A 25,534-nucleotide genomic window follows, 5' to 3' on the forward strand; every position below is an offset into this window, starting at 1 on the left:
GGTCCAGCGAGGAGGCGCGGCCGGAGATCTCAGAAGTCGAAGACGTTCCCGCCGGTCGCCGACGTCGCGACGCACGCGTTGGTGTACGTCTGCGCGAACACGACGAGCCGGGCCCGCCAGACGCCTTCCGCCTCGGCCCGGACCGGGTCGTACACGCCCGGGCAGCCCCCGTCGTCCCCGTGGCGGGATCTTGCCGATGTTCCCGCCGGCGGCGATGAGGTCGGCGCACGCGTCCTCGGCGCCGGGGTGGTCCCCGCCGGTCGGCTCGCAGGTCAGCGTGACGCTCGGCGGGGCGCCGCCGATGGCGTCCAGCGGCACGAGGGAGAGGTCGAGTCTCGTCTGCGCGGCCGCGGCGGCCGGGCCGGTGAGGGCGGTGGCGGCCACGGCCAGTGCCGCGCCGAGCGCCCATGGTCTTCTCTGCACGGATGCCCCTCGGTGGTGTTCGGGCCGGTGGTGTTCGAGGATGCCGCGAACATAGATCGGGACCCGGCGCCGGGCCAGGGGCGCGGACGGGCCGACTCCGGTCAACCGGCCGCACCCGGCTTGACCTTACTGTGTAAAGGCCCGAACTTCGGTGTCCACCGTCACAATGCGCACGCCACCCGCGTACGCTTGCCTCGAATATGGAAGACCGTGAGCTTGAGGGAGACATCGCCATGCCGCTGGGCCGCCGGGTGAGCAAGGACGTCGCGGAGCTGCACGAGGCCGACCGGCGGCTGGCCGCCGAGTACGCCGAGCGGCTCGCCGCGGCCAACGAGGCCGAGCGGGCGCTGCGCGATGCGCAGGGCGGTACCGTCGCGCCGGCCGGGCTGCAGGAGCTGACCGTCGCGTTCGACGTGGCGCTGACCGGGGCGCTCGCCGCCGCCGAGGCCGCCGAGCGCGCCGAGATGGGCCCGAAGGCGTACGTGACCGACGCGCAGGACGCGAAGGCCCAGCGGGCCGCCGAGATCGCGGCCCGCAAGGCGAAGGCGACGACGGCCGTCCGGCCGTGGACCGACGAGGTCGACCGGCTGCGCACCGCGCGCGAGGCGCACCGGCTGAGCTTCCGGACGCGGCCGACCGCCGCCGTCTGACGGCCGCCGGTCGTCCCAGCTCCCGGCCGGTCCGCCTCCGGGGAGAGGTGGACGGGGCCGGACGTGGGGCGACACAGCGTCACCGGGTGGCACCGGCCACCGAACTTTGAGAGTCTGCCCTCTCGGGGAGCACCGGGGCGCCCCGCCCGCCGCCGCGCACGCGGCCCGGGCGGCGGGACGTCCCGGTGGAGAGGGCACAGTGCTCTGGACGCGGGGGGAAGTCACGTGGAGCGCACGCCGCCGGACCGGTGCCGCGTACTCGAGTCCTATCAGGACGGGGTGCGGGCGATCCGGGAGATGGCGGACCGGGCCGGCGACTGGAACGTCCCGACGCCGTGCTCGGACTGGCAGCTGATCGATCTCGCCGGCCACCTGCGGTGCGTCGCCGAGAACTTCCTGGAGTACCTGCAGGACGCGCCGGACAGCCGGCTCGCGAAGCTGTTCGCCCAGGAGGCCGCGACGGCCGTGCTGATCCGGCAGCAGGCGCGGCAGAACGCGGCCGAGCTGGCGGTGCTGCCGCCCGAGCCCGGCCCCGAGCGGATCATGGCGTTCGGGGTGTCGGCGGGTGCCTACGCCGACCTGATGCCCGACATGTGGGACCGCACCCATCTGATCTACCGGGGCACGAAGTACACCGTCGGCGACCACGCGGGCGCGGCGTGCGTGGAATGGCACCTGCACGCGTGGGACATGGCCCGCGCCATCGGCGCCGACTACCGCCCGCGCGACCCGGACCTGCTGGTGTCGGCGTGGCACTGGGGCGTCCCGCACCTGCCGCTGGCGACGGGGGAGGGCTGGGCGGGGGTGCTGCGCGCGTCCGGCCGCTCCCCGTACTGGCCGGAGCCCGACGCCGCCCCGGACGGCCGTTTCGCGGGGACGTCCGGGGCTCCGGCCGCGCCGGCGGGCCGGGGGCGGACGGGCCGCCAGGGGCCGTCGCGGCCCCGCCGGGTCCGCTCGCCGCGCGCGCCCGGGGCCGGGTGAGCTGGTCTAACAGCTTTCCCGCCACCGGTGTGCGAAGGATGTTGCACGGCGTGCACGTTGGGCGCCGTCCCGTGTAATCCGGCGTTCCTAACTTCCTTCGGGTGTCCATGAGACGTCTGGAGGAACCGAGCATGACGGCACTGACCGACGAGACCTCCGCGCGGCCCGAATCCGCGCGGAAGGGCGGCCGGTGGATCGATCACTGGGATCCCGAGGACGAGGAGTTCTGGAACCGCACGGGGCGCAGGGTCGCGAACCGCAACCTGATCTTCTCGATCTTCACCGAGCACCTGGGGTTCTGCGTCTGGCTGCTGTGGAGCATCGCGGTCCTGCACCTGGCCGACAACGGCACGGCGCTGTCGGTGGGGCAGACCCTGTGGCTGACGACGCTGCCCAACCTCGTCGGCGCGCTGCTGCGGATCCCCTACACCTTCGGGCCGGCGAAGTTCGGCGGCCGCAACTGGACCGTGATCAGCGGGCTGCTGCTGCTGATCCCGTGCGGGCTGTTCGTGTTCGCGATCGCCAACCCCGGCCTGCCGTTCTGGGCGCTGCTGCTGATCGCGGCGACCACCGGCCTGGGCGGCGGCAACTTCGCGTCCTCGATGTCCAACATCGCGCACTTCTACCCCACGGCGAAGCAGGGGCTGCCCCTGGGGCTCAACGCCGCGGGCGGCAACGTGGGGGTGAGCGTCACGCAGCTGACGATGCCGCCGCTGATCGTGGGCTTCGGCCTGATCGCGGTCGGCTGGGTGTGGATGCCGCTGATCCTGGTCGCGGCGCTGTGCGCCCACCTGTTCATGAACAACCTGTCGAAGGCGAGCCAGTCCTACACTCTGGCGGAGATGGGACGGATCGCCGCCCGGCCGCACACGATCACCATGTCGGTGCTGTACATCGCGACGTTCGGGTCGTTCATCGGCTACTCGTTCTCCTTCGGGGTCCTGATCGGCAACCAGTTCCCCGACATCACCGCGTCCCACTACATCTGGCTCGGCGCCCTGGTCGGGTCGGCGGCGCGTCCGGTGGGCGGCTGGATGGCCGACAAGCTCGGCGGGACGGTCGTCACGTTCTGGAACTTCCTGGCGATGGGGCTGGGCATCGTCGCGGTCTGGGCCGGGGTGAGCACGGGGTCGTGGGGCCTGTTCCTCGGCGCGTTCCTGTGGGTCTTCGCGACCACCGGCATCGGGAACGGGTCGACCTACAAGATGATCCCGTCGATCTTCCGGGCGCGCGCCGAGGCGAGCACCGCCACGGCCGAGCAGGGGGTCCGGGAGCGCGCGTTCGAACTGGCCCGGCGGGAGGCGGCGGCGGCCATCGGCCTCATCTCCGCGGTCGGTGCCCTCGGCGGCGCGCTCATCCAGCAGACGTTCCGGATCTCGGTGGAGCGGAGCGGCGGGATCGGCCCCGCGCTGATCGTGCTGGCGGTGTTCTACGGTTTCTGCCTCGCGCTGACCTGGGCGGTGTACATGCGCCGGGGACGCGTCGGGCCGGAGCGCGTGAGCCTGGCGCGGGCCGGGGTGTGACCCGGACCGGACCGGCCGCGCGCCGGTAGAGCTCGCCGGGGGCCGCCGCCAGGGGTGGGGGGCGGCCCCCGGTGCCGGCGTCTCCGGGGGTAGGGGCGGAGTTCGCGGGTAGGGCGCTGGGGTAAGCACTCGATGCGACGAGGAAGGGGAACGGGCCATGGCGGTCTGCGAAGTCTGCGGCAACGACTACGAGATGTCCTTCGAGGTGCACGCGCAGGGCGAGGTGCACACGTTCGACTCGTTCGAGTGCGCCGTGAACCGGATGGCGCCGCTCTGCGAGAACTGCCAGTGCCGGATCATGGGGCACGGCGTCGACGTGGGAGGACACTGGTACTGCTGCGCCCACTGCGCGCGTGTCGCCGAGCCGGAGCGCGGCCGGGAGGCCAGGGACGCGGTTCCCGCCTGAAGGACTCGGGGGCGGCTCTCGGGGGTGCACACGCCGTTCCGGCCCGGCGCCGCGGGTGCGGCAGGCGGCCGGGGCCGGGCGCGGTCAGCGGTGCCCGAGGGCGGGGGTGCCGAACGGCTGCTCGCGGCCGTCCTCGAGATAGACGGCGCGGCCCTGCGCCATGGCGCGCAGGGCGGGTTCCATCCGGCGGGCGATGTGCGAGGGCGCCAGTTCGGAGATCTTCTCCGGAGCGACCAGGACGTGGTCGGACAGTTCGTCGGGCGGCAGCCGGATCGTGTCCGCCTGGGCGCCGGTGATGGAGCCGCCGAACACGAAGACGTTGACCGAGTCGACGCCGTCGGAGCGCGGGGATCCCCAGTCGACGCAGGCGAGGCCGTCCAGGTGCGGGACGAGGCCCAGTTCCTCCTCGCATTCGCGCAGGCAGGCCGCCAGGGGTGACTCGTCCGCCTCGATGACCCCGCCGGGCAGGAACCAGCCCTCGCTGTAGGTCGGCTTGACCAGCAGGACCCGCCCGAGGTCGTCGAGGAGCAGGGCCGCCGCCGCGCCGCGGGAACGCGGCAGTGAGGCGTAGTACGCAAGGTCGGGCATGTACCGAGGGTAAGCGCGATCTTGGTGGGGCGGCGGGGCGGGGCGGGCGCCCGGGGCCGCATCCGTCCGGCGGATCACGGGGGCGCCGCGAATCCGTTCGAGAATCGGGCAAAAGGCGACGAAACGGCCATGACCGCGTTCGACAACGCTTGACACGAGATCGTCAGATGGTGAGATTCTCATTCCGTCGAGGGAGTGCTCTCCGTCGCCGTGTGCGGTGCGTGCAGGCGTTTTAACACGGCGGTCACCCGTGGGAATCGGACATGAAACGGCCTCCGGGCAGGCTCCGAGGCATGATCGGGACACCCACGCACTGCCCGTACTGCGCCCTGCAGTGCGGCATGACCCTCACTCCCGCCGCGGGCGCGTCCGCCGCCGCCGCTCCCGTCGAGGTGGCGCCGCGCGACGACGTCCCCGCGAACCAGGGCGGGCTGTGCCGGAAGGGCTGGACCTCCGCGGAGCTGCTCACCGTGCCCGACCGGCTCACGGTCCCGCTGATGCGCAAGAGCCGGGACGCGCCGCTGGAGCCGTGCACGTGGGAGGAGGCGCTCGACCGGGTGGCGGGGGAACTGCGCGGGCTGCGGGACGCGCACGGGCCCGACTCGGTCGCGGTGTTCGGCGGCGGATCACTGACGAACGAGAAGGCGTACACGCTCGGGAAGTTCGCCCGGATCGCGCTCGGCACGTCGCAGATCGACTACAACGGGCGCTATTGCATGTCCTCGGCCGCCGCGGCGTCCGGACGGGCGTTCGGCATGGACCGCGGCCTGCCCGGCCCCGTCACCGACCTCGCCGAATCCGGCGCGGTGCTGCTGGCGGGCGGGAACGTGGCCGAGACGATGCCGCCGTTCATGCGGCACCTCACCGCCATGCGCGACGCCGGCGGCGCCCTGATCGTGCTGGACCCGCGCCGCACCGCCACCGCCCGGCAGGCCGACCTGCACCTGCAGCCGCTCCCGGGCACCGATCTGGCCCTGGCCAACGGGCTGCTGCACCTGGCCCTGGCCGAGGGCCTGGCCGACGGCGACTACATCGCGGCCCGCACCACCGGGTTCGACGCCGTCCGCACCGCCGTCAACTCCTACTGGCCGGACCGGGTCGAGCGGATCACCGGCGTGCCCGTCCCGCTGATGCTCGAGGCCGTCCGGCTGCTCGCGGGCGTGGACCGCGCGCACATCCTGACCGGGCGGGGCGCCGAGCAGCACGCCAACGGCACCGGCACCGTCAGCGCGTTCATCAACCTTGCGCTGGCGCTCGGGCTGCCGGGCCGCCCCGGATCGGGGTACGGGTGCCTGACCGGGCAGGGCAACGGGCAGGGCGGCCGCGAGCACGGCCAGAAAGCCGACCAGCTCCCCGGCTACCGGCGGATCGACGACCCGGCGGCGCGCGCGCACGTCGCGCGGGTGTGGGGTGTCGAACCGGACTCCCTGCCCGGGCCCGGACGTTCCGCCTACGAACTGCTCTCGGCGCTCGGCGGACCGGCCGGGCCCCGCGCGCTGCTGCTGTTCGGGTCCAACCCGGTGGTGTCGTCCCCGGACGCCGCCGCCGTCGAGGAGCGCCTCGCTGCGCTCGACCTGCTGGTGGTCGCCGACTTCGTCCCGTCGGAGACGGCCGCGCACGCCGACGTGGTGCTGCCGTCGGCGCAGTGGGCGGAGGAGTCCGGCACGATGACGAACCTGGAGGGCCGGGTGCTGCGCCGCAACCGGGCGCTCGCACCGCCCGACGGCGTCCGCTCCGACCTGCGGATCCTCGCGGATCTGGCGGAGCGGCTGGCGGCGCCGGGGGAGTGGCCGGACGATCCGGAGGCGGTTTTCGCCGAGCTGCGCCGCGCGAGCGCCGGGGGACCCGCGGACTACTCCGGCATGGACTACGGTCGCATCGAGAGCGAGGGCGGGATGTTCTGGCCCTGCCCGTCACCCGGCCACCCCGGCACGCCGCGACCGTTCCTGGACCGGTTCCCGACCCCGGACGGGCGCGCGCGGTTCGTCCCGGTGGGGCATCGCGGCCCCGCCGAGGAGGTCGACGCCGACTACCCCGTGTACCTGACGACCGGGCGGGTCCTGGCCCAGTACCAGTCCGGCGCGCAGACCCGGCGCGTCCCGGCGCTGGCCGACGCCGAGCCCGGACCGTTCGTCGAGCTGCACCCGGACCTGGCCGGACGCCTGGAGGTCGAGGACGGCGACACGGTGCGGGTGCGCAGCCGCCGCGGCGAGGCGCTCGCCACCGCGCGGCTCACCGACGCGATCCGGCCCGACACGGTGTTCATGCCCTTCCACTGGGCCGGGGAGGGGCGCGCGAACCTGCTCACCAACCCGGCCCTCGACCCGGTGTCCAGGATGCCCGAGTTCAAGGTGTGCGCGGTGCGGCTGGAGCCCGCACCGCGCCCGGCCGCCGTGAGCGTCTTTTAACACGCCGGTGACAGAAGGGACCCAATCGCGAAACCGCTCCTGCCGAGGATCGAAGCGATCACAAGGCAGGAAGTGGTCACGAGCCAGGAGGTTGCCGCACGATGAGCACGACCGAAGCGACCCTCGCACCCGAGGCCCGCGCTCCCCAGTCCGTCCGGCCGGATCTTCGCTGGTCCGACGTGTGCGCCTACGCCGACCTCATCCCCGAGCGCGGCGTGTGCGCGATGATCGGGGGGACGCAGGTGGCGGTGTTCCGCACCTTCGACGGCGAGCTGTACGCGCTCTCGAACCTGGACCCGTTCAGCGGCGCCCACGTGCTGTCGCGCGGCATCCTCGGGACCCGCGACGGGGTCCCGACCGTCGCCTCGCCGATGTACAAGCAGGTGTTCGACCTGCGCACCGGCGTCTGCCTGGACGACCCGCGGGTGGCGCTGCCCGCCTACCGCGTCCGGCGCGCCGGCGGCCGGGTGGAGGTGGCGGTCCCCGATGAGCACCGTCGGTGACGCGCTGGCCGGGTTCGCCGTCGGGGTGACCGCGGCCCGCCGCCAGGAGGAGCTCGCGGCGCTGCTCGAGCGGCACGGGGCCCGGGTGGTGCTCGCCCCGGCGATCCGGCTGGTCCCGCTCGCCGACGACACGGGGCTGCTGGAGGCGACCCGCGCGTGCCTGACCGGCCCGCTCGACCACGTCGTCGTCACCACCGGGATCGGCTTCCGCGCCTGGCTGGAGACCGCGGACGGGTGGGGGATGCGCGACGAGCTCGTCGAGCGTCTCGGGAAGACCGGCCTGGTGACGCGCGGGCCGAAGGCGCGCGGCGCCGTCCGCTCGGCGGGCCTGCGGGAACGGTGGTCGCCGGAGTCGGAGGGGACGGCCGAGGTCCTGCGGCACCTGCTGGCGGAGGGCGACCTGCGCGGCTCCCGCGTCGCCGTCCAGCTGTACGGCGAGCCGCAGCCCGAGCTGACCGGCGCGCTGCGGGCGGCGGGTGCCGAGGTCGTCGAGGTCCCGGTGTACCGGTGGGCGCCCGCCGACGACCCCACGCCGCTGCACCGGCTCGTCGGGCAGGCCGTCGCCGGGACGGTCGACGCGATCACCTTCACCAGCGCCCCGGCGGTCTCCACGACGCTGGCCGCGGCCGCGAAGGACGGGCTCGGCGAGGCGCTGCTGGAGGCCATGCGCGGCCCGCTGGTGGCGGCGTGCGTCGGCCCGATCACCGCCGGGGAGTTGACCGCCCACGGGGTGCCGACCGTCCAGCCCGAACGGGCCAGGCTCGGCGCGCTGGTGCGGACGCTGGCCGCCGACCTGCCCAGGCGGCGGGCCCGCCGGCTGCGGGTCCGCGGGCTGGCGCTGGAGCTGCGCGGGCACGCGGTCGTCCTGGACGGGCAGCTGCGCCCGATCGCGCCCGCCCCGATGGCGATCCTGCGGGCGCTGGCGCGGCGCCCGGGGCACGTGGTGTCCCGGGCCGAACTGTCGGGGGCGCTGCCGGGGCGGCCGATCCGCGCCGCCGACCTCGCGGGGACCGCCGGCGGGCCCGGCATCGGAGCGGGAGTGCTCGCCCGCCCGCAGGCCGACGAGCACGCGGTGGAGATGGCGGTCGCGCGGCTCCGGCGCGGCCTGGGCCGCCCCGGGATCGTGGAGACGGTGGTCAAGCGCGGCTACCGGCTCGCCTGCGACCCCCGCCAGAGCGCCTCGCCCGCCGTCGGCTGAGCGTCTCCGGCCCCGTTCCCGACCCGATCGTCGCGTCGTCGCGGAAATCGCGTCGCCGCCCCGGTACTTCGGCGATACTGACCCGTGCGGAAAGTGTTCGATCGAATGCACAGGGTGACGGAGGTCGGGTGGACGAGAAGAAGATCTTTCGGGGCGGCGCGGCGGTGGCCGCCGCGATGCTCGCGGCCGGCGGGCTGCTCTCGGCGGGCGCGGTACCGCCCGCCGCGGCGGCGCCCCGCGCCGGAGCGGCAGCGGCCGCCGGCCCGGCGGCGGGGCCGGGCCCGCGCCCCGCCGCGGCACCGGCGGACGTGCGGCTCACGCGGTTCCTCGGCGAGCGGCGGCTGCCGCACAAGATGGAGTTCCAGGGGACGGTCGTCGGCGGACTGTCGGGCATGGACCGGGACCCGCGCACGGGCACCTGGTACTTCATCTCCGACGACCGGTGGCGCTACAACCCGGCCCGCTTCTACACCGGGCAGGTGGACATCGACCCCGAGACCGGGACGTTCTCGGGCGTGCGGATCAGCGGCGTCCACACGCTGAAGCAGCCGGACGGCGCCCCGTACCCGGGGTTCGGCGAGCCGGGGGCGGCCGACCCGGAGGCGATCCGGTTCGACCCGCGCGGGAACCGGCTGCTGTGGGGCAACGAGGGCGACCGCCCCGACGCGGCCCACCCGGACATCGCGCTGTCCCCGCTGAGCGTCCAGTGGGCCGGGACGGACGGCGGGCACCGCGGCGCGCTCCCGCTCCCGGCGAACCTCGAGCAGACCACCGAGGACCGGGGGCCGCGCCGCAACTACGGCTTCGAGGCCGTCGCCATCGCGCCGCGCCGGATCGCCGCGATGGCGGAGGGCCCGCGGTACGAGGACGGCGCGCCGCCCACGGTCGAGCGGGGCGCGCCCGTCCGGCTGACGCTGTGGGACCGCGGCGGCGGCCTGCGCGCCCAGCACGTCTACCCGGTGGATCCGCTCCGGGCGGCGCCGGTGCCCGCGGACGGGCACGCCGACAGCGGGGTGTCGGAGATCCTCGCGATCGACGACCACCGCTACCTGGCGCTGGAGCGGTCCTGGACGGAGGGCGTCGGGTACCGGGTGGGGCTGTACGCGTTCGACACCCGGGGCGCCACCGACGTGCTGCGGCGCGACCGCCTGGACGGCGCCCCGTACCGTCCGGTGCGCAAGCGGCTGGTCGCCGACCTCGGCCGGTACGCGGATCCGTCGCAGAACCTGGAAGCGATGGCGTGGGGGCCGCGCCTGCGGACGGGGGAGCGGACGCTGCTGATCGGCTCGGACGACAACTTCGACAGCCGCGAGGTGACCCAGTTCCTCGCGTTCGCCGTGCGGACGCCCTGACCCGCCCGGCCGCGTGCCGGGTGCCGCGGACGCGGAGGGCCCGCCGGACACCGTGGTCCGGCGGGCCCTCTGCCCGTTCGGGACGGAGCAGGCGGGACGGGCGACGCCGGTTCGCCCGTCTCCGGTTCGCCCGTCTCCGGTTCGCCCGTCTCCGGCGGCTCGGTCAGACGGCGAAGTCCAGCAGCGGGCGGGCGTTGCTGGGGTGCCGCAGCTTCGACAGCGACTCCTTCTCCAGCTGCCGGATCCGCTCCCGGGTCAGCCCGAGGGCGCGCCCGATCTCGTCGAGCGTGCGCGGCGTCCCGTCGTACAGCCCGAACCGCATCGCCATGATCTTGGCCTCGCGCGGCGACAGGATGTCGAGGGTGCGGCGGAGCTGGTCGGCCATGAGCTGGCGGTCCACCAGCTCGGACGCCTCGGGGCTGTCGGTGTCCTCGATCAGGTCGCCGATGCGGGTCTCGCCGTCCTCGCCGATGGTGGAGTCCAGGCTGATCGGCTGGCGGCTGGTGCGCAGCAGCTCGCGGACCTGCTCGGGGCTCTTGTCGAGCTCGACGGCCAGTTCCTCGGGGGTGGGCTCGCGGCCCAGCCGCTGGTGCATGTCGCGTTCGACGCGGCTCAGCTTGCTGAGCATCTCCAGCACGTGCACGGGCAGCCGGATGGTGCGGGCCGAGTCGGCGAAACCGCGCTGGATGGCCTGGCGGATCCACCACATGGCGTAGGTGGAGAACTTGTAGCCCTTGGAGTAGTCGAACTTCTCCACGGCGCGGATCAGCCCGAGGTTGCCCTCCTGCACGACGTCCAGCAGCGAAAGGCCGCGGTCGGAGTACTTCTTGGCGACCGACACCACGAGCCGGAGGTTGGCCTCCAGCATGTGGGCCTTGGCGCGGCGCCCGTCGGCGGCGACCCATTCGAGGTCGATGCGCAGCGCGGGGCTCGGCTCCTCGGTCTCGAGCTTGTGCTCGGCGTACAGGCCGGCCTCGATCCGCTTGGCGAGGTCGACCTCCTGCTCGGCGGTCAGCAGCTGACGGCGGCCGATCGCCTTCAGGTAGGTGTGGACGGAGTCGCCCATGGTGGTGGACTGGTCGTCCAGGTCGGCGGGGGCGTCGGCGGCCGTGTCGGCCGTGTCGGGGGCGTCGGACGGCGCGTCCGCCTTGCCCGCGGCCTCGACCTCGGTGACGTCGAACGCCTCGTCGGCGGCCGGGCCGGTGGCGGCCTTGCCGGCACCCGCCCTGGCACCGCTCTTGGCGCCGGTTCCGGCGGCGGTCTTCCGGGCGGTGGTCTTCTTGGCGGGCCGCTTGCGGGCGGGGGAGGGGACGTCCGCTCCGGCGGGGTGGTCGGCCGGGTGCTCGGTGGCCGCGGCCCCCGCCGCGGCGGAGGAGACGGCCTTGCGGACGGCGTCGTTGTCGCCGGCGAGGCTGATACCCGCCTCGGACAGCTCCCGCAGGATCGACCGGCCCTGGGCCGGGCTGATACCGGCCGCCTCGAAGGCCCCGCGGACCTCGTCGAGCGACAGGCGCCCTTGGGCGCGGCCACGCTTCAGGAGGTCGTCGAGTGCCGGGCTCGTCGCCCCTGTGAGCGGGGTCTCTGCGGCGGTTCGCGGCATGGGGACGCCCCCCTCCCTTCGGTGGTGTGAGTAGCGGCGCGGATTGTCGTTCCCTGATGGCGCGCGCATCTATCGGAACGTCGCGGGACCGGGTTCTTGTTCCCGAACGCCCGGGATCGGCGCCCTCGCCGCGGAGCGGGAGGGTGCCCCGGACAGGGCTACGTGCCCGGCGCGGGCCGTCTCACACCGATGGCCCGACCCCGAATGAACCTTACTACGTAAAGGCCGTGGGCGGTAACGCGACCCGTCACTCCGGACGTTTCGGCCCCAGCATCCGACCATAACGCGCGATGACGCGTTCGCGCAGTTCAGGATCGTCCCGGGGGACCGGTTCGAGGAATACCTCGTCGATCTCCGGGTGCGCCTCCCGCAGTTCGCGCGCCATCCGGACGCAGGCGCGTTCGAGATCGCCCGAGGTGATCGTGTCGCGGAAGTCCAGCCGCGCGCACACCAGCACCCGGTCGGCGCCGACCGTCATCGTGACGATGTCGACGAGCCACTCGACCTCGGCCGCGGCGGTGAGCCGGGCGCGGACGTCGGCGACCAGCCGCGGGTCGGCCTGGTGGCCGATCAGCAGGTCGAGGTTGATCCGGCCGAGGACGAGCGCCACGATCGTCAGCAGGACGCCGATCAGGACCGAGCCCACGCCGTCCCAGACCGCCGAGCCGGTGGCGTGGTGCAGGCCGAGACCGCCGAACGCCAGCAGCAGGCCGATGAGGGCCGCCGAGTCCTCCAGCAGGACGCTGATCGCGGGCGGATCGTCGGTGCGGCGGATGTACCGGGTGATCGGCAGCCCCTCGCCGCGGGCGGCGTCGCGGACCTGCCGGAGGGCCTGCTGCCAGGAGATCGCCTCGAGCACGAAGGACACGCCGAGGACGGCGTACCCGATGAGGGGATCGGCCTCCCGGTCGGTGTGGCCGGTGAGCGTCTGCACGCCCTGGTAGAACGCGAACAGCGCGCCCATCCCGAAGATCGCGACGGCGACCAGGAGGGTCCAGATGTAGCGTTCCATGCCGTGGCCGAGGGGGTGGCGCCGGTCGGCGGGCCGGCCGCTGCGGCGCAGGCCCACCATCAGCAGGACCTCGTTGAAGGTGTCGGCGACCGAGTGCGCCGCCTCGGCGGCCAGCGACGCCGACCCGGTGAGCAGCGCGGCGACGATCTTGGCGAGCGCGATGCCGAGGTTGGCCAGGAACGCCAGCGCCACGGTCAGCCCGCTCTCGGCGGCCTTGCCCGGAGCGTGGGCGCGCCCGTCCCGCGGGTCCCGGTGACCCGGAGGCCGGTCGGGTGGTTCCGGTCGGTCCGGGGAATGGGCCATGCGGGTCGTCCTGCCCTGCCCGCCGGCGGGCATGCCCGTCAGCGGGCATGCCCTCCGGGGGCGCGGAGCCGCGCGCGGTCGGGTTTTCCGGACGGCAGCAGCGGGATCCGCTCGACCAGTTCCAGCTCGCGCGGGGCCGCGTGGGCGGGCATGGTCTCGCGGACGAACGCGCGCAGTTCGTCCAGCGCGGGCGGGTCGGCGGCGGGGACGACGACGGCGGTGACGCGTTCGCCCCATTCGGGGTCGGGGCGTCCCACGACCACGGCGTCGCGGACCCGGGGGTGGCGGGTCAGCGCGGCGGCGACCTCGCCCGCGACGACCTTCTCGCCGCCGGTGTTGATCACGTCGTCGACGCGGCCCCGCACGCGCAGCCGTCCGTCCGGCTCGATCGCGCCGAGGTCGCCGGTGACGAACCAGGCGCCGTCCCGGGCGGCGGCGGTGAGGTCGGGGCGCCGCCGGTAGCCGGTGAACAGCGACGGGCCGGCGATACGGATGCGGCCGTCGGCGGCGAGGTCGACGCGGACGCCGTCGAGGGGGGTGCCGTCGTAGACGCAGCCGCCGCAGGTCTCGCTCATCCCGTAGGTGGTGTGGACGCGGGCGCCGCGGTCGCGGGCCTCGGCGAGCAGGCCGGGCGGGGCGGCGGCGCCGCCCAGGACGATGGCGCCGATCTTGGACGGGTCGGTGCCGGCGTCGAGGAGGCGGCGCAGCTGGGTGGGGACGAGTGCGACGTGGGCGCCGGGCGGGGCGGACGCGGCGAGGTCGAGGGGGTCGAAGCGGGGCATGATGACCGGTTCGGTGCCCGCGGTGAGGGCGCGGACGAGGACCTGGATTCCGGCGATGTGGCTGGTGGGCAGACAGCACAGCCAGCGGTCGCCGGGTGCGGCGCCGATGCGGGCGAGGGTGCCGGCGGCGGAGCGGCGCAGTGCGGCGGCGGACAGTTCGGTGAACTTGGGGGTGCCGGTGGAGCCGGAGGTGGCGATGAGGACGGCGGTGCCGTCGGCGACGGGTTCGGCGGGGCCGCCGTGGGGTGCGGTGCCCGCGGCGGTCTCGACGGCGTGCGGGGCGAGGGCGTCCAGCATGGCGGCGAGGGCGGGGGCGGGCAGGTCGGGGGAGAGGGGGCAGATCGCGGGGCCGGTGCCGTCGAGGGCGGCGGTGAGGGCGGCGAACAGGCGGGGGCCGGGCGGGAGAACGACGGCGTGCAGGCGGCGATCCATGATCTCATCAGGGTAGACGACCCCGCTGAACGCGTTCGAATCGGCGGCCGGTTGAATGGGTGCGCCCCCGACGGAGACGGAGATAGAGGACACATGGTCTCGGAGCTGTTCGACCCGGACGCCTGGCGTGAGCTGGAGGGGTTCGGGTTCACCGACATCACCTACCACCGTGCGGTGGACCACGGGACGGTACGGATCGCGTTCGACCGTCCGGAGGTGCGCAACGCGTTCCGTCCGCACACGGTGGACGAGCTGTACCGGGCGCTGGACCACGCGCGGATGTCGAGCGATGTGGGGTGCGTGCTGCTGACGGGGAACGGGCCGTCGCCGCGGGACGGCGGGTGGGCGTTCTGCTCGGGCGGCGACCAGCGGATCCGGGGCCGGGACGGCTACAGGTACGCCGAGGGGGAGACGTCGGACACGATCGACCCGGCGCGGGCGGGGCGGCTGCACATCCTGGAGGTGCAGCGGCTGATCCGCACGATGGGCAAGGTGGTGATCTGCGTGGTGCCGGGCTGGGCGGCGGGCGGGGGGCACAGCCTGCACGTGGTGTGCGATCTGACGCTCGCGAGCCGGGAGCACGCCCGGTTCAAGCAGACGGACGCGGACGTGGCCAGCTTCGACGGGGGGTTCGGTTCGGCGTACCTGGCGCGGCAGGTGGGGCAGAAGTTCGCGCGGGAGATCTTCTTCCTGGGGGACGCCTACGACGCGGAGGCCGCGCACCGGATGGGGATGGTGAACGCGGTCGTCCCGCACGCGGAGCTGGAGGCGGCGGCGCTGGAGTGGGCGCGCAAGGTCAACGGCAAGAGCCCGACGGCGCAGCGGATGCTGAAGTTCGCGTTCAACCTGGTCGACGACGGTCTGGTGGGCCAGCAGGTGTTCGCCGGGGAGGCGACGCGGCTGGCGTACGGGACCGATGAGGCGGCCGAGGGGCGGGACTCGTTCCTGGAGAAGCGCGATCCCGACTGGTCGCGCTTCCCGTGGTACTACTAAACGGTCGTACGGACGGCGTGGTCTGCAATAGCGTGATTCGGCGGACGGTCTGGGGGTTCAGCGGGTGCGGGTCTACTCCATCCCGATGCGGGCGCGGTTCCGCGGGATCACGCGCCGGGAGGGCGCCCTGATCCAGGGGGCGGCCGGCTGGGGGGAGTTCTCGCCGTTCGCCGAGTACGGTCCGGCCGAGTGCGCCCGCTGGCTCGCCGCCGCGCGGGAGGCCGCCGACGTGGGGTGGCCCGCGCCGGTCCGCGACCGGGTGCCGGTGAACGCGACGATCCCGGCGGTGGAGGCCGAGCGGGCGCACGCGATGGCGTCCGCGGCCGCCGGGGCGGGGTGCCGGACCGCGAAGGTGAAGGTGGCCGAGCGGGGGCAGGACGACGCCGACGATCTCGCGCGGGTCGAGGCCGTCCGCTCGGCACTGGGGCCGGGCGGGCGGATCCGGGTGGACGCCAACGGCGGCTGGGACGTCGACCGGGCGGCGCGGATGATCCGTGCGCTGGACCGGTGGGAGCTGGAGTACGCCGAGCAGCCGTGCCCGACGCTGGAGGAGCTGGCGCGGGTGCGGCGGCGGGTGGACGTGCCGATCGCGGCGGACGAGTCGATCCGGCGGGCGGAGGATCCGCTGAAGGTGCGGGCGGCGGGCGCGGCGGACGTCGCGGTGCTGAAGGTGCAGCCGCTGGGCGGGGTGCGGGCGGCGCTGCGGGTGGCGGAGGCGTGCGGGCTGCCGGTGGTGGTGTCGAGCGCGGTGGAGACGTCGGTGGGGCTGGCGGCGGGGGTGGCGCTGGCGGCGGCGCTGCCGGAGCTGCCGTACGCGTGCGGGCTGGGCACGCTGTCGCTGCTGGAGGGGGACGTGGTGGACGATCCGCTGCGGCCGTCCGGCGGGGCGGTCGCGGTGCGGCGTCCGGTGGTGGACGAGGCGGCGCTGGCCCGGTTCGAGGTGCCCGCGCGGGGGTGGCTGCGGCGGGCCGAGGAGGCCGGCGCCCATCTGGGGGGTGTGCGGTGAACCCGGCGACGGCGCTGGCGACGGTGCTGGTGGACGAGCTGCTGCGCTGCGGGATGACGGACGCGGTGGTGGCGCCGGGGTCGCGGTCGGCGCCGCTGGCGTTGGCGATGCACGCGGCGGAGCGGGCGGGCCGGCTGCGGCTGCACGTGCGGATCGATGAGCGGTCGGCGTCGTTCCTGGGGCTGGGGCTGGCGAAGCGGTCGGGGCGTCCGGTGGCGCTGGTGTGCACGTCGGGGACGGCGGCGGCGAACTTCCATCCGGCGGTGATCGAGGCGCACCAGTCGGGGGTGCCGCTGCTGGTGGTCACCGCGGACCGTCCGCCGGAGCTGCGGGACACGGGCGCGAACCAGACGATCGACCAGGTGAAGCTGTACGGGACGGCGGTGCGGTGGAGCACCGAGATCGGTGTGCCGGAGAACCGTCCGGGGATGGTGGCGTACTGGCGTTCGCTGGTGAGCCGGGCCTGGGGGCTGGCGCAGGCGCCGGTGCGGGGTCCGGTGCATCTGAACGCGGCGTTCCGGGAGCCGCTGGTCCCCGACGGTGACGAGTCGTGGTGCGAGCCGCTGGACGGGGACGCGGCGGGGGCGTGGACGCGGGTGCGGGCGGCGACGCCGGGGTCGGTGCTGCACGTGCCGCCGACGCGGCGGGGGGTGCTGGTCGTCGGGGACGGCGCGGTGAACGTGAAGCGGTACGTGGCGGCGGCGTCGATGGCGGGGTGGCCGGTGCTGTCGGAGCCGAACGGCAACGCGCGGTACGGGGATCACGCGCTGACGTCGTACCACTTCCTGCTGGGGATTCCGGAGTTCGTGGAGCGGCACCGCCCGGAGGTGGTGGTGACGCTGGGCAAGCCGGGGCTGTCGCGGTCGCTGCTGTCGTTGCTGCGGCGGGCGGAGGAGCACATCGTGCTGGCGCCGGATCTGGCGAACTGGCCGGACCCGGTGCGGTCGGCGACGCAGGTGGCGCCGGAGGTGGAGATCCCGGTGGTGGCGGGCGACGACGCGTGGCTGAAGTCGTGGCGGGCGGCCGACCGGGCGGCGGCCGCGGCGGTGGACGCGGTGCTCGACGCCGTTCCGGAGGTCAGCGAGCCGCGGCTGGCGCGGGATCTGGTGTCGGTGCTGCCGGGCGGGTCGCTGCTGTTCGCGGCGGCGAGCATGCCGATCCGGGATCTGGACCAGGTGATGCGGCCGCGGCGCGGCATCCGGGTGATGGCCAGCCGGGGCGCGTCCGGCATCGACGGGCTGATCTCGACGGCGATGGGGGCGGCGCTGGCGCACGCGGGCCGCTCGTACGCGCTGCTGGGCGATCTGGCGTTCCTGCACGACCAGAACGGCCTGGTGGTGGGGCCGCACGATCCGCGTCCGGATCTGGCGATCGTGGTGGTGAACAACCAGGGCGGGGGGATCTTCTCGCTGCTGCCGCAGGCGGCGCTGCGGGATCCGTTCGAGCGGGTGTTCGGTACGCCGCACCGGGTCGACGTGGAGTCGATCGCCGCGGCGCACGGCGTCCCGTACCGGCGGCTGGAGGCGGCCGGCGACCTGCCGAAGGCGATCGCGGGGGACGGGTTGCGGATCGTGGAGGCCCGCACGGACCGTGACGCCAACGCGGTGCTGCACGGGGAGATGCGCAAGGCGGCGTACGCCGCGGTTCGGGAGGTTCTGGACCTCTAGCCGCGCGGCCCGGCATGGCGGCGGGTCGGACCGGGGCGGGGCGGGCAGGATGCGGGGGTGGACACCTCGATCATGCTCTTCACGCGGGACCTGCGGGTCCGCGACAATCCGGCGCTGGCGGAGGCGTGCCGGGCCGGCCGGGTCGTGCCGCTGTTCGTCCTCGACGACGCGATCCTGGGCCGTCCCGCGGCACCGAACCGGCTGCGGTTCCTGCTGGACGCGCTGGCCTGCCTGCGCGGGTCGCTGCGGGAGCTCGGCGGGGACCTGGTGGTGCGGCGCGGTGATCCGGCGGCGCACGTCGCGCGGCTGGCCGAGCGGACGGGTGCGGGGGCGGTGGCGCTGGCCGACGACCGGTCGGTGTTCGCGGCGCGGCGGCTGGCGGCGCTGCGCGGGCTGGGGCCGGCGGTGTCGGTGCATCCGGGTGTCACGGTGGTGCCGCCGGGCGAGGTCACGCCCGCGAGCGGTGACCACTACCGGGTGTTCACGCCGTACTGGCGTGCCTGGGACCGTGCGCCGCGCCGCCGGGTCGAGGCCGTCCCGGAGGCGGTGCGGCTGCCGCCGGGCGTCGACCCGGGGCCGCTGCCGCCGCTCGCCGAGCTGACCGGGGGGCCGGTGTCGCCGGAGCTGCCGGAGGGCGGGGAGCGGGCGGGGCGCCGCAGGATGGAGGAGTGGCTGCGCCGCGACGCCGCCGCCTACGACGACGTCCGTGACGACCTGGCCGCCGACCGCACGTCGCGGTTGAGCCCGTACCTGCGGTTCGGGTGCGTGTCGCCGCTGGAGCTGGCCGGTGCCGCCGGTGAGGGGTTCCGGCGGCAGCTCGCGTGGCGGGACTTCCACCACCAGGTCGCCGCGGCGTTCCCTGATCTGCCCCGCCGCGACTACCGTCCGCGGGGGCACCGCTGGAACCGGGACCGGGACGCGCTGGACGCGTGGCGGGACGGGCTGACGGGGGTGCCGATCGTCGACGCGGGCATGCGGCAGCTGCGCCGCGAGGGGTTCATGCACAACCGCGCCCGCATGATCACCGCGTCGTTCCTGACCCGGAACCTGCGGATCGACTGGCGGGAGGGGTTGGCGCACTTCGACGCGTGGCTGCTCGACGGGGACGTCGCCGACGACGCGGGGAACTGGCAGTGGGTCGCCGGGACGGGCAACGACACGCGGCCGAACCGGACGCTGAACCCGCTGCGGCAGGCGTCCCGGTTCGACCCGGCGGGGGACTACGTCCGCGCGTACGTCCCGGAGCTGGCGGCGGTCGAGGGCCGGGACGTGCATCGCCCGTGGCGGCTTCCGGAGGAGCGGCGCCGGTCGCTGGACTATCCGGCGCCCATCGTCGACGTGGATTGACCGGGCCCGACCGGGGCGTGCGGGGGCGGGCGGCCGCTAGCATCGGTTGGCTCCCCTCCCCGGTTGGTGATCTTGCTTCGTCCGTTTCCGGCGCCCGATCGCGCGGTCCGCGTGATCACGGTCGTGGTGTGCGTGCAGCTGTCGGCCGCGTTCGGCTACTGGGCCGTGATGAGCCAGCTGGTGGTCCATCTGCGCGCCGGTGTGGGCCTCCTCGCGGGGACGATCGCGCTGGTGCTGGGGCTGCGGGTCGCGGTGCAGTACGCGCTGTTCCTGCCGCTCGGGGCGCTGGTGGACCAGATCGGGCCCCGGCGCGCGGGGATCCTGGCGTGCGGGCTGCGGGCGGTCGCGTTCGGGCTGCTCGGCGGGGTCGGCGACGTTCGGGCGCTGCTCGGTACGGCCCTGCTGATCGCCGTCGGCGGGGCGTTGCTGCACCCGGCGGCGCAGTCGCTGCTGGCGGGTCTCCCACCGGCCCGACGTTCCCGTGGTTTCGCGGTGCACGTGGTGTCGGGGCAGGTCGCCGCCGTGGTCGGCCCTCCGGCGGGGCTGGTGCTGCTGGGCGGCGGGTTCGGGTTCCTGGCCGCCGTGGCCGCGGCCGCGTGGACGGTGGCGGCCCTGCTGTTCGCTCTGCTGCCCCGTGCCGGGATCGCCGGGCCGGGCGGGCCCGGCGGCGGCAGGGGCGCCGGGGGGCTCGTGCGCGGGGTCGTGGACGTCGTCCGGGACCGGTCGTTCCTGCGGTTCTGCGTGGTCGTCGCGCCGACCACGCTGCTCGCCACCCAGGCGGTGACGGTCGTTCCGCTGAGCGTCGAGGGTCCTGGCCCGGCCACGCTGTTCTTCTGTGCCTCGGCCGTGGCCACGGCGGGCGTCCAGCCGTTCGTCGCCGGGCGGGGCGAGCGCCCGTGGGTGCTGCGCGGCGGGTTGTCGTGCGCCGGCGCGAGTTATCTGTTCCTGGCCGCGCTGCCCCACGCGGGGGACGGGCGAACGGTGGCGCTGGTCGCGGCGGCCGTCCTCACCGGTCTCGGTACCGGGTTGGTGGACCCGGGTGCTTTCCAGACGATCGTCCGCTGCGCTCCGGAGGGTCGGGTCGGCGTCTACAACGGGCTCGCCCGTTTCCTGGCCGGGGCGGTCGCGTTCGTGGGCGGCCTGGCGGTGGGGGAGTTGTTCGAGGCCGGTGCCGCGGCCGTCGCCATGGCGGGCCTCGCCGCACTCGGGTTCCTGTCCGCGGCGGTCCATCGGCATCCGCGCGTACCGCGGCGGGGGGAGGGGAGGTGCCGCGAGAGCCGTCCGGGGCCGGGCGGCGGGAGGAGACGCCCGGCCCCGCCGAAGGCCGCTGGCCGGATCGGTGCGCGGCGGGACTCGCGGTGAGGCGGATGCTCACGGGACCCGAACATTCAAGCCTTCAAATTACTTTGTAAAGGCAGCGGGTTGTTTCCATCAATCCACAAGCAACAAACCTCGAACCCATCACCTGCACAAGAGCCGGCTTGCCGAGGTGTTCAGTTCAGGAGGCGGTCCTGGAGTGCCGCGGTGTCCTCTTCCGTCCAGCCGTGGGTGGTCAGCCAGCCGACGGCGCCGCCGAACTCCTCCTCCAGCCGCGTCAGGACCTTCTCCATGATCGCCGCGTCGGGGTGGTGCGCGTCGGCGGGGAGGGCGTCGAGATCGGCGGCGTAGGTGTCGGTGGCGCGCAGGCGCGCCAGGACGGCGTCGAGGCGTTCGCCCGTCTGGGCGTAGTCGGCGACGATCGCTTGGCGGGTCACGCCCACGGTCTCCAGGGCGATCGCGCACACGACGCCGGTACGGTCCTTGCCGGCGGCGCAGTGCACCAGCGTGGAGCCGTCCGGGCGGGTCATGATGCGGAGGGCGGCGACGATCGAGTCGCCCCGGTCGCGCAGGTAGCCGAGGTAGTGGCCGGTGGACCGTTCCTGCGCGGGCAGCGCGCCGGCCGTGGTGTCGGCGTTGACGTCGGTCCGGTGGCCGCCCTCGGGCAGGAGCGGGAGCTGGTGGACGGTGATCGAGGGGACCCGGTTCAGGGGGCCGGGGCCCTCCATCCGGATCTCGCTGTCGCTGCGCAGATCGACGATGTTCTTGAGCGCGTAGTCGTCGCACAGCAGGCGGACGTCGGCGACGCTGAGGTCCTGCAGGTTGTCGGAGCGGAGGATCCGTCCGAGCCGGGTGATGCCGCCGTCGGCCGTGGGGAGGCCGCCGAGGTCCCGGGCGTTCACCGCACCGTCCAGTTCGATCCACCGAGTGTCACCGCTCATGACTTGTGACCCTATATGGCCGGTCTGCCGGTTGTTCTGGTCAGGGTCGTACTCGGGTGCAGGCGGATGGGTGTGCGAGGATCTCGCGGTGGTGGTATCGCGCGTGGTCGCGGATCGCCCGGAGGGACCATCATCGGCGGTGGGGACCGAGACCTGGGAGCCAGACGCGTAATGGCTCCGCAGCGTGGAGTGGGACCGGTCGGCGGCTACGTAGCGTGTTCGGCGTTCGGTCGTCTTCCCGATTGGAGCGTCCATGCCCGCGAGTCCGTCCGCCGTCGTCGCACCGCCCGCACCCGCGTCCCCACCAGGCCGGGCGGGCGGCAGCGACTTCGCCCCGCTCGCGCGCCGGGTCCGTGAGAGTGGCCTGCTAGACCGGCGCCCCGCCTACTACGCGCGGGCGATCACGCTGAACCTGGGGGCGACGGCCGCGGTGTGGGCCGCGGTCGCGTGGGCGGGCGCGTCGTGGTGGGCGGTGCTGCTGGGGGTTCCGCTGGCGGTGCTGTCGACGCGGACGGCGTTCCTGGGGCACGACGCCGGCCACCGGCAGATCGCGCGGACGGCGAAGGGGAACTGGTGGCTGGGGCTGCTGCTGGGGAACCTGCTGCTGGGGATGGGGCACGGCTGGTGGAGCGACAAGCACAACCGGCATCACGCGAACCCGAACCACGTCGGCAAGGATCCGGACGTGGGGGAGGGTGTGCTGGCGTGGACGGAGGAGCAGGCGGCGCGGCAGCGCGGTCCGCTGCGGTGGGTGGCGCGGCATCAGGCGGCGCTGTTCTTTCCGCTGCTGACGCTGGAGGGGTTCAACCTGAAGGTCGGCAGCGCGCTGTTCCTGCGGGGGCGGCCGCGGCGCGCGCAGCTGCTGGAGGGGGGTCTGCTGCTGGCGCACGCGGCGGCGTATCTGGGGCTGGCGTTCGCGTTGCTGTCGCCGGGGAAGGCCGTGGTGCTGATCCTGATCCATCAGGCGCTGTTCGGGGTGCATCTGGGGGCTGTGTTCGCGCCGAACCACAAGGGGATGGAGATGCCGGAGCCGGGTGCGCGGTGGGGGCATCTGCGCCGGCAGGTGCTGACGTCGCGGAACGTGCGCGGGGGTGTGGTGGTCGACTGGCTGATGGGCGGGTTGAACTACCAGATCGAGCATCATCTGTTCCCGGGGATTCCGCGGTGCAGCCTGCGTCGGGTGCGGCCGCTGGTGATGGAGCACTGTGCGCGGGTGGGGCTGCCGTACACCGAGACGGGGCTGGTGGAGTCGTACCGGCGGGCGCTGGGGCATATGCGCGAGGTGGGTGCGGATCTGCGGGCGGAGGCCGCCCGGCGCTGAGTGGTCGGCGCTGAGTGGTCCGGGGGCGGGTGCCTGATCCGCGCCGGTCGGGTGTGCGGGGGCCGTATGCTTGCCGATCATGCCTGAGGGACACACTCTTCATCGTCTGGCCGTCGAGCATCAGCGGATGTTCGGCGGCCGTCGTGTTGCCGCCGAGAGTCCGCAGGGGCGGTTCGCCGCGGGGGCGGCGCGGCTGGACGGGCGGGTTCTGGTGGAGGCGGACGCGCACGGCAAGCATCTGCTGGTGCGGTTCGAGGATGATGCGACGTTGCATGTGCATCTGGGGATTTACGGGAAGCTGGCGTTCGGTGCGGTGCCGGCGCCCGCGCCGGTGGGTGCGGTGCGGTTGCGGTTGACGGGGCGGGGCGGGTTCGCGGATCTGCGCGGGCCGAACGCGTGCGAGGTGCTGGAGCCGGGTGAGGTGAAGCGGCTGCGGGATCGGCTGGGGCCGGATCCGTTGCGGGCGGACGCGGATCCGGACGAGGCGTGGCGGCGGATCTCGCGGAGCCGGGTGCCGGTGGCGGCGTTGCTGATGGATCAGGCCGTGGTGGCGGGGCCGGGGAACATCTACCGTGCGGAGGTGCTGTTCCGGCAGGGGGTGGATCCGCTGGTGCCGGGGCGGGCGCTGCGTCGTGAGGTGTGGTCGGCGTTGTGGGACGACCTGGTGGTGCTGATGGCGGAGGGGGTTCGGTCGGGGCGGATCGACACGGTGCGGGCCGAGCATACGCCGGAGGCGATGGGGCGGGCGCCGCGGGTGGACGATCATGGTGGTGAGGTGTACGTGTACCGGCGGGCGGGGGCGCCGTGTCTGGTGTGCGGTGCGGAGGTGCGGGCGGCGGTGCTGGCGGGGCGGAATCTGTTCTGGTGTCCGGGGTGTCAGCCGTCGGTGTGAGGTGACGATCCCCGGGCGCGTGCGGTGGGCGCGTCCGGGGATCGTGGTGTGCGGGCCGGTGCCGGGTCCGGTGCGGGCCGGGTCCGGGGGTGTCAGCGGCCGGTGAGGGTTCCGTCGTCGGCGGAGGCTCCGGATGCGCCGGTCGGGCCGGTGGCGGCCGCGGTGACGGTGCCGTGCCGGGCGGGGAGGGGCACGTCGTCGTCGGTCTGGGGGGCGCGGTCTTTGCGGCGGTCGCGTTTGTGGCGCAGGCGGGCCGCGAGGGGTTCGGTGCCGCGTGCGAGGATCGGGCCGGCGATGGCCAGGATCAGGACGTAGGCGGCGGCGAGGGGGCCGAGTTCGGGGTTGATTCCGGCGCTGACGGCCAGGCCGGCGATGACGATGTTGAATTCGCCGCGGGGGACCAGTGCGGATCCGGCGCGGAGGCGTCCGGTGACGGTGACTCCGGCGTGGCGGGCGGCGAGCCATCCGCTGCCGAGCTTGGTGGCGATGCCGGCGATGGCGAGGAGGGCCGCGATGAGCAGGACCGGGGGAGGTCGCCGGGGTCGGTGTGGAGGCCGAAGAAGACGAAGAAGACCGCGGCGAACAGGTCTCGCAGGGGGGCGAGGAGTTTTTGGGCCTCGTGGGCGAGGGTGCCGGACAGGGCGATGCCGACGAGGAATGCGCCGACGGCGGCCGAGACCTGCAGTTGCTGGGCGATGCCGGCGACCAGCATGGTGAGGCCGAGGACCTTCAGCAGCAGGACTTCTTCGTTGGGGCTGTGGACGAAGCGTTCGACCAGTGATCCGAAGCGGAGCGCGACGATGAGGATCACGGTGATGGTGCCGGCGGCGATGGCGAGGGTGATGGAGCCGCTGAGCAGTCCGGCGCCGGCGAGCAGGGCGGTGAGGATCGGGAGGTAGACGGCCATTGCGAGGTCTTCGAAGACCAGGACGGACAGGACGGCGGGGGTTTCGCGGTTGCCGAGCCAGCCGAGGTCGCCCATGACTTTGGCGGTGATGCCGGAGGAGGTGACGTAGGTGATGCCGCCCATGGCGACGGCGGCGACGGGTCCCCAGCCGAGGATGAGGGCGACGATGACGCCGGGGGCGGCGTTGAGGACGAGGTCGGCGAGTCCGATGTGCGCCGATGTTCGCAGGGTGCCGACGAGTTCGTCGGCGGTGTATTCGAGGCCGAGGGTGAACAGCAGGAGGATGACTCCGATTTCGGAGCCGATGGCGATGAAGTCCTCGCTGGTGGTGAGGGGGTAGATACCGCCGGTGCCGAAGGCGAGGCCGGCGATGAGGTAGAGGGGGATGGGGGAGATGCCGAAGCGGTTGGAGATGGCGCCGAGGAGGCCGAGGGCGAGGATGACGGCGCCGATTTCGATGAGCTGGAGAGTGGAGTGCATAGGGTCAGCCGTCGGTCAGGATCCGGGCGACGGCGGTGGTTCCTTCGGCGGTGCCGACGACGACGACGGTGTCGCCGGCGGTGAAGGTGAAGTCGGGGGTGGGGCTGGGGATGATGCGTTCGCGGCGGACGACGGCGACGATGGAGGCGCTGGTGCGGGTGCGGGCGCGGGTGTCGCCGAGGGTGCGGCCGTCGTAGGGGGATCCGGGTGCGATGGGGAGTTGTTCGGTGTTGAGGCCGCCGACGCCGCGCTGGAGTTCGGCGAGGTGTTCCAGGACGCGGCCGGTGCCGAGGAGTTCGGCGATGGCGTTGGCTTCCTCGCCGGTGAGGGCGACGGTGGCGATGCAGCTGTCGGGGTCTTCTTTGTCGTAGATGACGAGGTCGCGGCGGCCGGTGCGGTGGGAGATGACGCCGAGCTGGCGGCCGCGGGCGGTGGTCATGACGTGCTGGAGGCCGATGCCGGGGAGTTTGGTGCGTTCGAGGTCCACGGTGGTCTGTTCTTT

23 protein-coding genes and 1 pseudogene are annotated in these 25,534 nt (G+C 74.2%); 15 read left to right on the forward strand and 9 right to left on the reverse strand.

Annotated elements, in window-relative coordinates; genetic code table 11:
• Positions 1-29: 29 nt before the first annotated feature.
• Entirely contained in the window at positions 30-155 is a 126-nt protein-coding gene (locus tag F7P10_RS42995) for a hypothetical protein (RefSeq protein WP_151017647.1), read from the reverse strand.
• A 73-nt stretch (positions 156-228) separates the two neighbouring features.
• A pseudogene (locus tag F7P10_RS45630) lies at positions 229-423 on the reverse strand (hypothetical protein); the annotation flags it as partial.
• Between the two features lie 200 nt (positions 424-623).
• On the opposite strand from F7P10_RS45630, the gene F7P10_RS41545 reads away from it, so the two are divergent.
• From F7P10_RS41545 to F7P10_RS41560, 4 genes are all read left to right on the forward strand, one after another.
• Complete coding sequence (locus F7P10_RS41545) at positions 624-1,073, forward strand: plectin (protein ID WP_254716295.1); 450 nt, start codon at positions 624-626, stop codon at positions 1,071-1,073.
• A 225-nt stretch (positions 1,074-1,298) separates the two neighbouring features.
• Positions 1,299-2,054, forward strand: coding sequence for a maleylpyruvate isomerase N-terminal domain-containing protein (locus tag F7P10_RS41550; protein ID WP_176611847.1), 756 nt, complete (start codon positions 1,299-1,301; stop codon positions 2,052-2,054).
• Between the two features lie 131 nt (positions 2,055-2,185).
• Positions 2,186-3,577, forward strand: a complete 1,392-nt coding sequence (locus F7P10_RS41555) for an MFS transporter (RefSeq protein WP_151017649.1) — start codon at positions 2,186-2,188, stop codon at positions 3,575-3,577.
• 157 nt (positions 3,578-3,734) lie between these two features.
• Positions 3,735-3,983 carry a hypothetical protein gene (locus F7P10_RS41560; RefSeq protein WP_151017650.1) on the forward strand — a complete coding sequence of 83 codons (249 nt, stop codon included), beginning with the start codon at positions 3,735-3,737 and terminating at the stop codon, positions 3,981-3,983.
• 84 nt (positions 3,984-4,067) lie between these two features.
• On the opposite strand, the gene F7P10_RS41565 is transcribed toward F7P10_RS41560, so the two are convergent.
• Positions 4,068-4,571, reverse strand: a complete 504-nt coding sequence (locus F7P10_RS41565; protein ID WP_151017651.1) for an NUDIX hydrolase — start codon at positions 4,569-4,571, stop codon at positions 4,068-4,070.
• Positions 4,572-4,864: 293 nt separating this feature from the next.
• Here F7P10_RS41565 and F7P10_RS41570 point away from each other — a divergent pair, with 293 nt between their 5' ends.
• The 4 genes from F7P10_RS41570 (at position 4,865) to F7P10_RS41585 (ending at position 10,032) form a co-directional block, all read left to right on the forward strand.
• Complete coding sequence (locus F7P10_RS41570; protein ID WP_218040304.1) at positions 4,865-6,979, forward strand: molybdopterin oxidoreductase family protein; 2,115 nt, start codon at positions 4,865-4,867, stop codon at positions 6,977-6,979.
• Between the two features lie 101 nt (positions 6,980-7,080).
• On the forward strand, positions 7,081-7,482 hold the full coding sequence (gene nirD, locus F7P10_RS41575) for a nitrite reductase small subunit NirD (RefSeq protein WP_151017653.1): 402 nt from the start codon (positions 7,081-7,083) through the stop codon (positions 7,480-7,482).
• On the forward strand, positions 7,466-8,680 hold the full coding sequence (locus tag F7P10_RS41580; protein WP_151017654.1) for a uroporphyrinogen-III synthase: 1,215 nt from the start codon (positions 7,466-7,468) through the stop codon (positions 8,678-8,680). Before nirD ends, F7P10_RS41580 begins: the two co-directional genes overlap by 17 nt.
• A 128-nt stretch (positions 8,681-8,808) precedes the next feature.
• Complete coding sequence (locus F7P10_RS41585) at positions 8,809-10,032, forward strand: esterase-like activity of phytase family protein (RefSeq protein WP_254716296.1); 1,224 nt, start codon at positions 8,809-8,811, stop codon at positions 10,030-10,032.
• Between the two features lie 163 nt (positions 10,033-10,195).
• Here the strand turns inward: F7P10_RS41585 and F7P10_RS41590 are convergent, their stop codons facing one another.
• The 3 genes from F7P10_RS41590 to F7P10_RS41600 form a co-directional block, all read right to left on the reverse strand.
• A complete protein-coding gene (locus F7P10_RS41590; protein ID WP_151017655.1) occupies positions 10,196-11,632 on the reverse strand; it encodes an RNA polymerase sigma factor in 1,437 nt (478 codons plus the stop codon).
• A 247-nt stretch (positions 11,633-11,879) separates the two neighbouring features.
• Positions 11,880-12,947, reverse strand: a complete 1,068-nt coding sequence (locus F7P10_RS41595; RefSeq protein ID WP_151017657.1) for a cation diffusion facilitator family transporter — start codon at positions 12,945-12,947, stop codon at positions 11,880-11,882.
• A 38-nt stretch (positions 12,948-12,985) separates the two neighbouring features.
• Entirely contained in the window at positions 12,986-14,161 is a 1,176-nt protein-coding gene (locus tag F7P10_RS41600) for an AMP-binding protein (protein WP_151017659.1), read from the reverse strand.
• 93 nt (positions 14,162-14,254) lie between these two features.
• On the opposite strand from F7P10_RS41600, the gene F7P10_RS41605 reads away from it, so the two are divergent.
• The 5 genes from F7P10_RS41605 (at position 14,255) to F7P10_RS41625 (ending at position 20,536) form a co-directional block, all read left to right on the forward strand.
• Entirely contained in the window at positions 14,255-15,154 is a 900-nt protein-coding gene (locus tag F7P10_RS41605; protein WP_151017660.1) for a 1,4-dihydroxy-2-naphthoyl-CoA synthase, read from the forward strand.
• A gap of 85 nt (positions 15,155-15,239) precedes the next feature.
• Positions 15,240-16,160 (forward strand): o-succinylbenzoate synthase, encoded by a 921-nt coding sequence (locus tag F7P10_RS41610; RefSeq protein WP_254716864.1) that lies wholly within the window; start codon positions 15,240-15,242, stop codon positions 16,158-16,160.
• Positions 16,157-17,827 (forward strand): 2-succinyl-5-enolpyruvyl-6-hydroxy-3-cyclohexene-1-carboxylic-acid synthase, encoded by a 1,671-nt coding sequence (menD, locus tag F7P10_RS41615; RefSeq protein WP_151017664.1) that lies wholly within the window; start codon positions 16,157-16,159, stop codon positions 17,825-17,827. The genes F7P10_RS41610 and menD overlap by 4 nt, the downstream gene beginning before the upstream one ends.
• A 57-nt stretch (positions 17,828-17,884) precedes the next feature.
• Entirely contained in the window at positions 17,885-19,174 is a 1,290-nt protein-coding gene (locus tag F7P10_RS41620) for a deoxyribodipyrimidine photo-lyase (protein WP_151017666.1), read from the forward strand.
• A 111-nt stretch (positions 19,175-19,285) separates the two neighbouring features.
• Positions 19,286-20,536, forward strand: a complete 1,251-nt coding sequence (locus tag F7P10_RS41625; RefSeq protein WP_151017668.1) for an MFS transporter — start codon at positions 19,286-19,288, stop codon at positions 20,534-20,536.
• A 131-nt stretch (positions 20,537-20,667) separates the two neighbouring features.
• Here the strand turns inward: F7P10_RS41625 and F7P10_RS41630 are convergent, their stop codons facing one another.
• On the reverse strand, positions 20,668-21,432 hold the full coding sequence (locus F7P10_RS41630; RefSeq protein WP_151017670.1) for a tyrosine-protein phosphatase: 765 nt from the start codon (positions 21,430-21,432) through the stop codon (positions 20,668-20,670).
• 253 nt (positions 21,433-21,685) lie between these two features.
• On the opposite strand from F7P10_RS41630, the gene F7P10_RS41635 reads away from it, so the two are divergent.
• Positions 21,686-22,753 (forward strand): acyl-CoA desaturase, encoded by a 1,068-nt coding sequence (locus F7P10_RS41635; protein WP_151017672.1) that lies wholly within the window; start codon positions 21,686-21,688, stop codon positions 22,751-22,753.
• 79 nt (positions 22,754-22,832) lie between these two features.
• Positions 22,833-23,645 carry an Fpg/Nei family DNA glycosylase gene (locus tag F7P10_RS41640; protein WP_151018655.1) on the forward strand — a complete coding sequence of 271 codons (813 nt, stop codon included), beginning with the start codon at positions 22,833-22,835 and terminating at the stop codon, positions 23,643-23,645.
• A gap of 304 nt (positions 23,646-23,949) precedes the next feature.
• Here F7P10_RS41640 and F7P10_RS41645 read toward each other — a convergent pair whose 3' ends face one another.
• Together F7P10_RS41645 and F7P10_RS41650 are read right to left on the reverse strand one after the other, a co-directional pair.
• Complete coding sequence (locus F7P10_RS41645; protein WP_254716297.1) at positions 23,950-25,032, reverse strand: cation:proton antiporter; 1,083 nt, start codon at positions 25,030-25,032, stop codon at positions 23,950-23,952.
• 4 nt (positions 25,033-25,036) lie between these two features.
• Entirely contained in the window at positions 25,037-25,519 is a 483-nt protein-coding gene (locus F7P10_RS41650) for a cation:proton antiporter regulatory subunit (protein WP_151017674.1), read from the reverse strand.
• Positions 25,520-25,534 lie beyond the last annotated feature (15 nt).

The sequence above is a fragment of the Actinomadura sp. WMMB 499 genome, from assembly GCF_008824145.1.
In the GTDB taxonomy this organism is placed as follows: domain Bacteria; phylum Actinomycetota; class Actinomycetes; order Streptosporangiales; family Streptosporangiaceae; genus Spirillospora.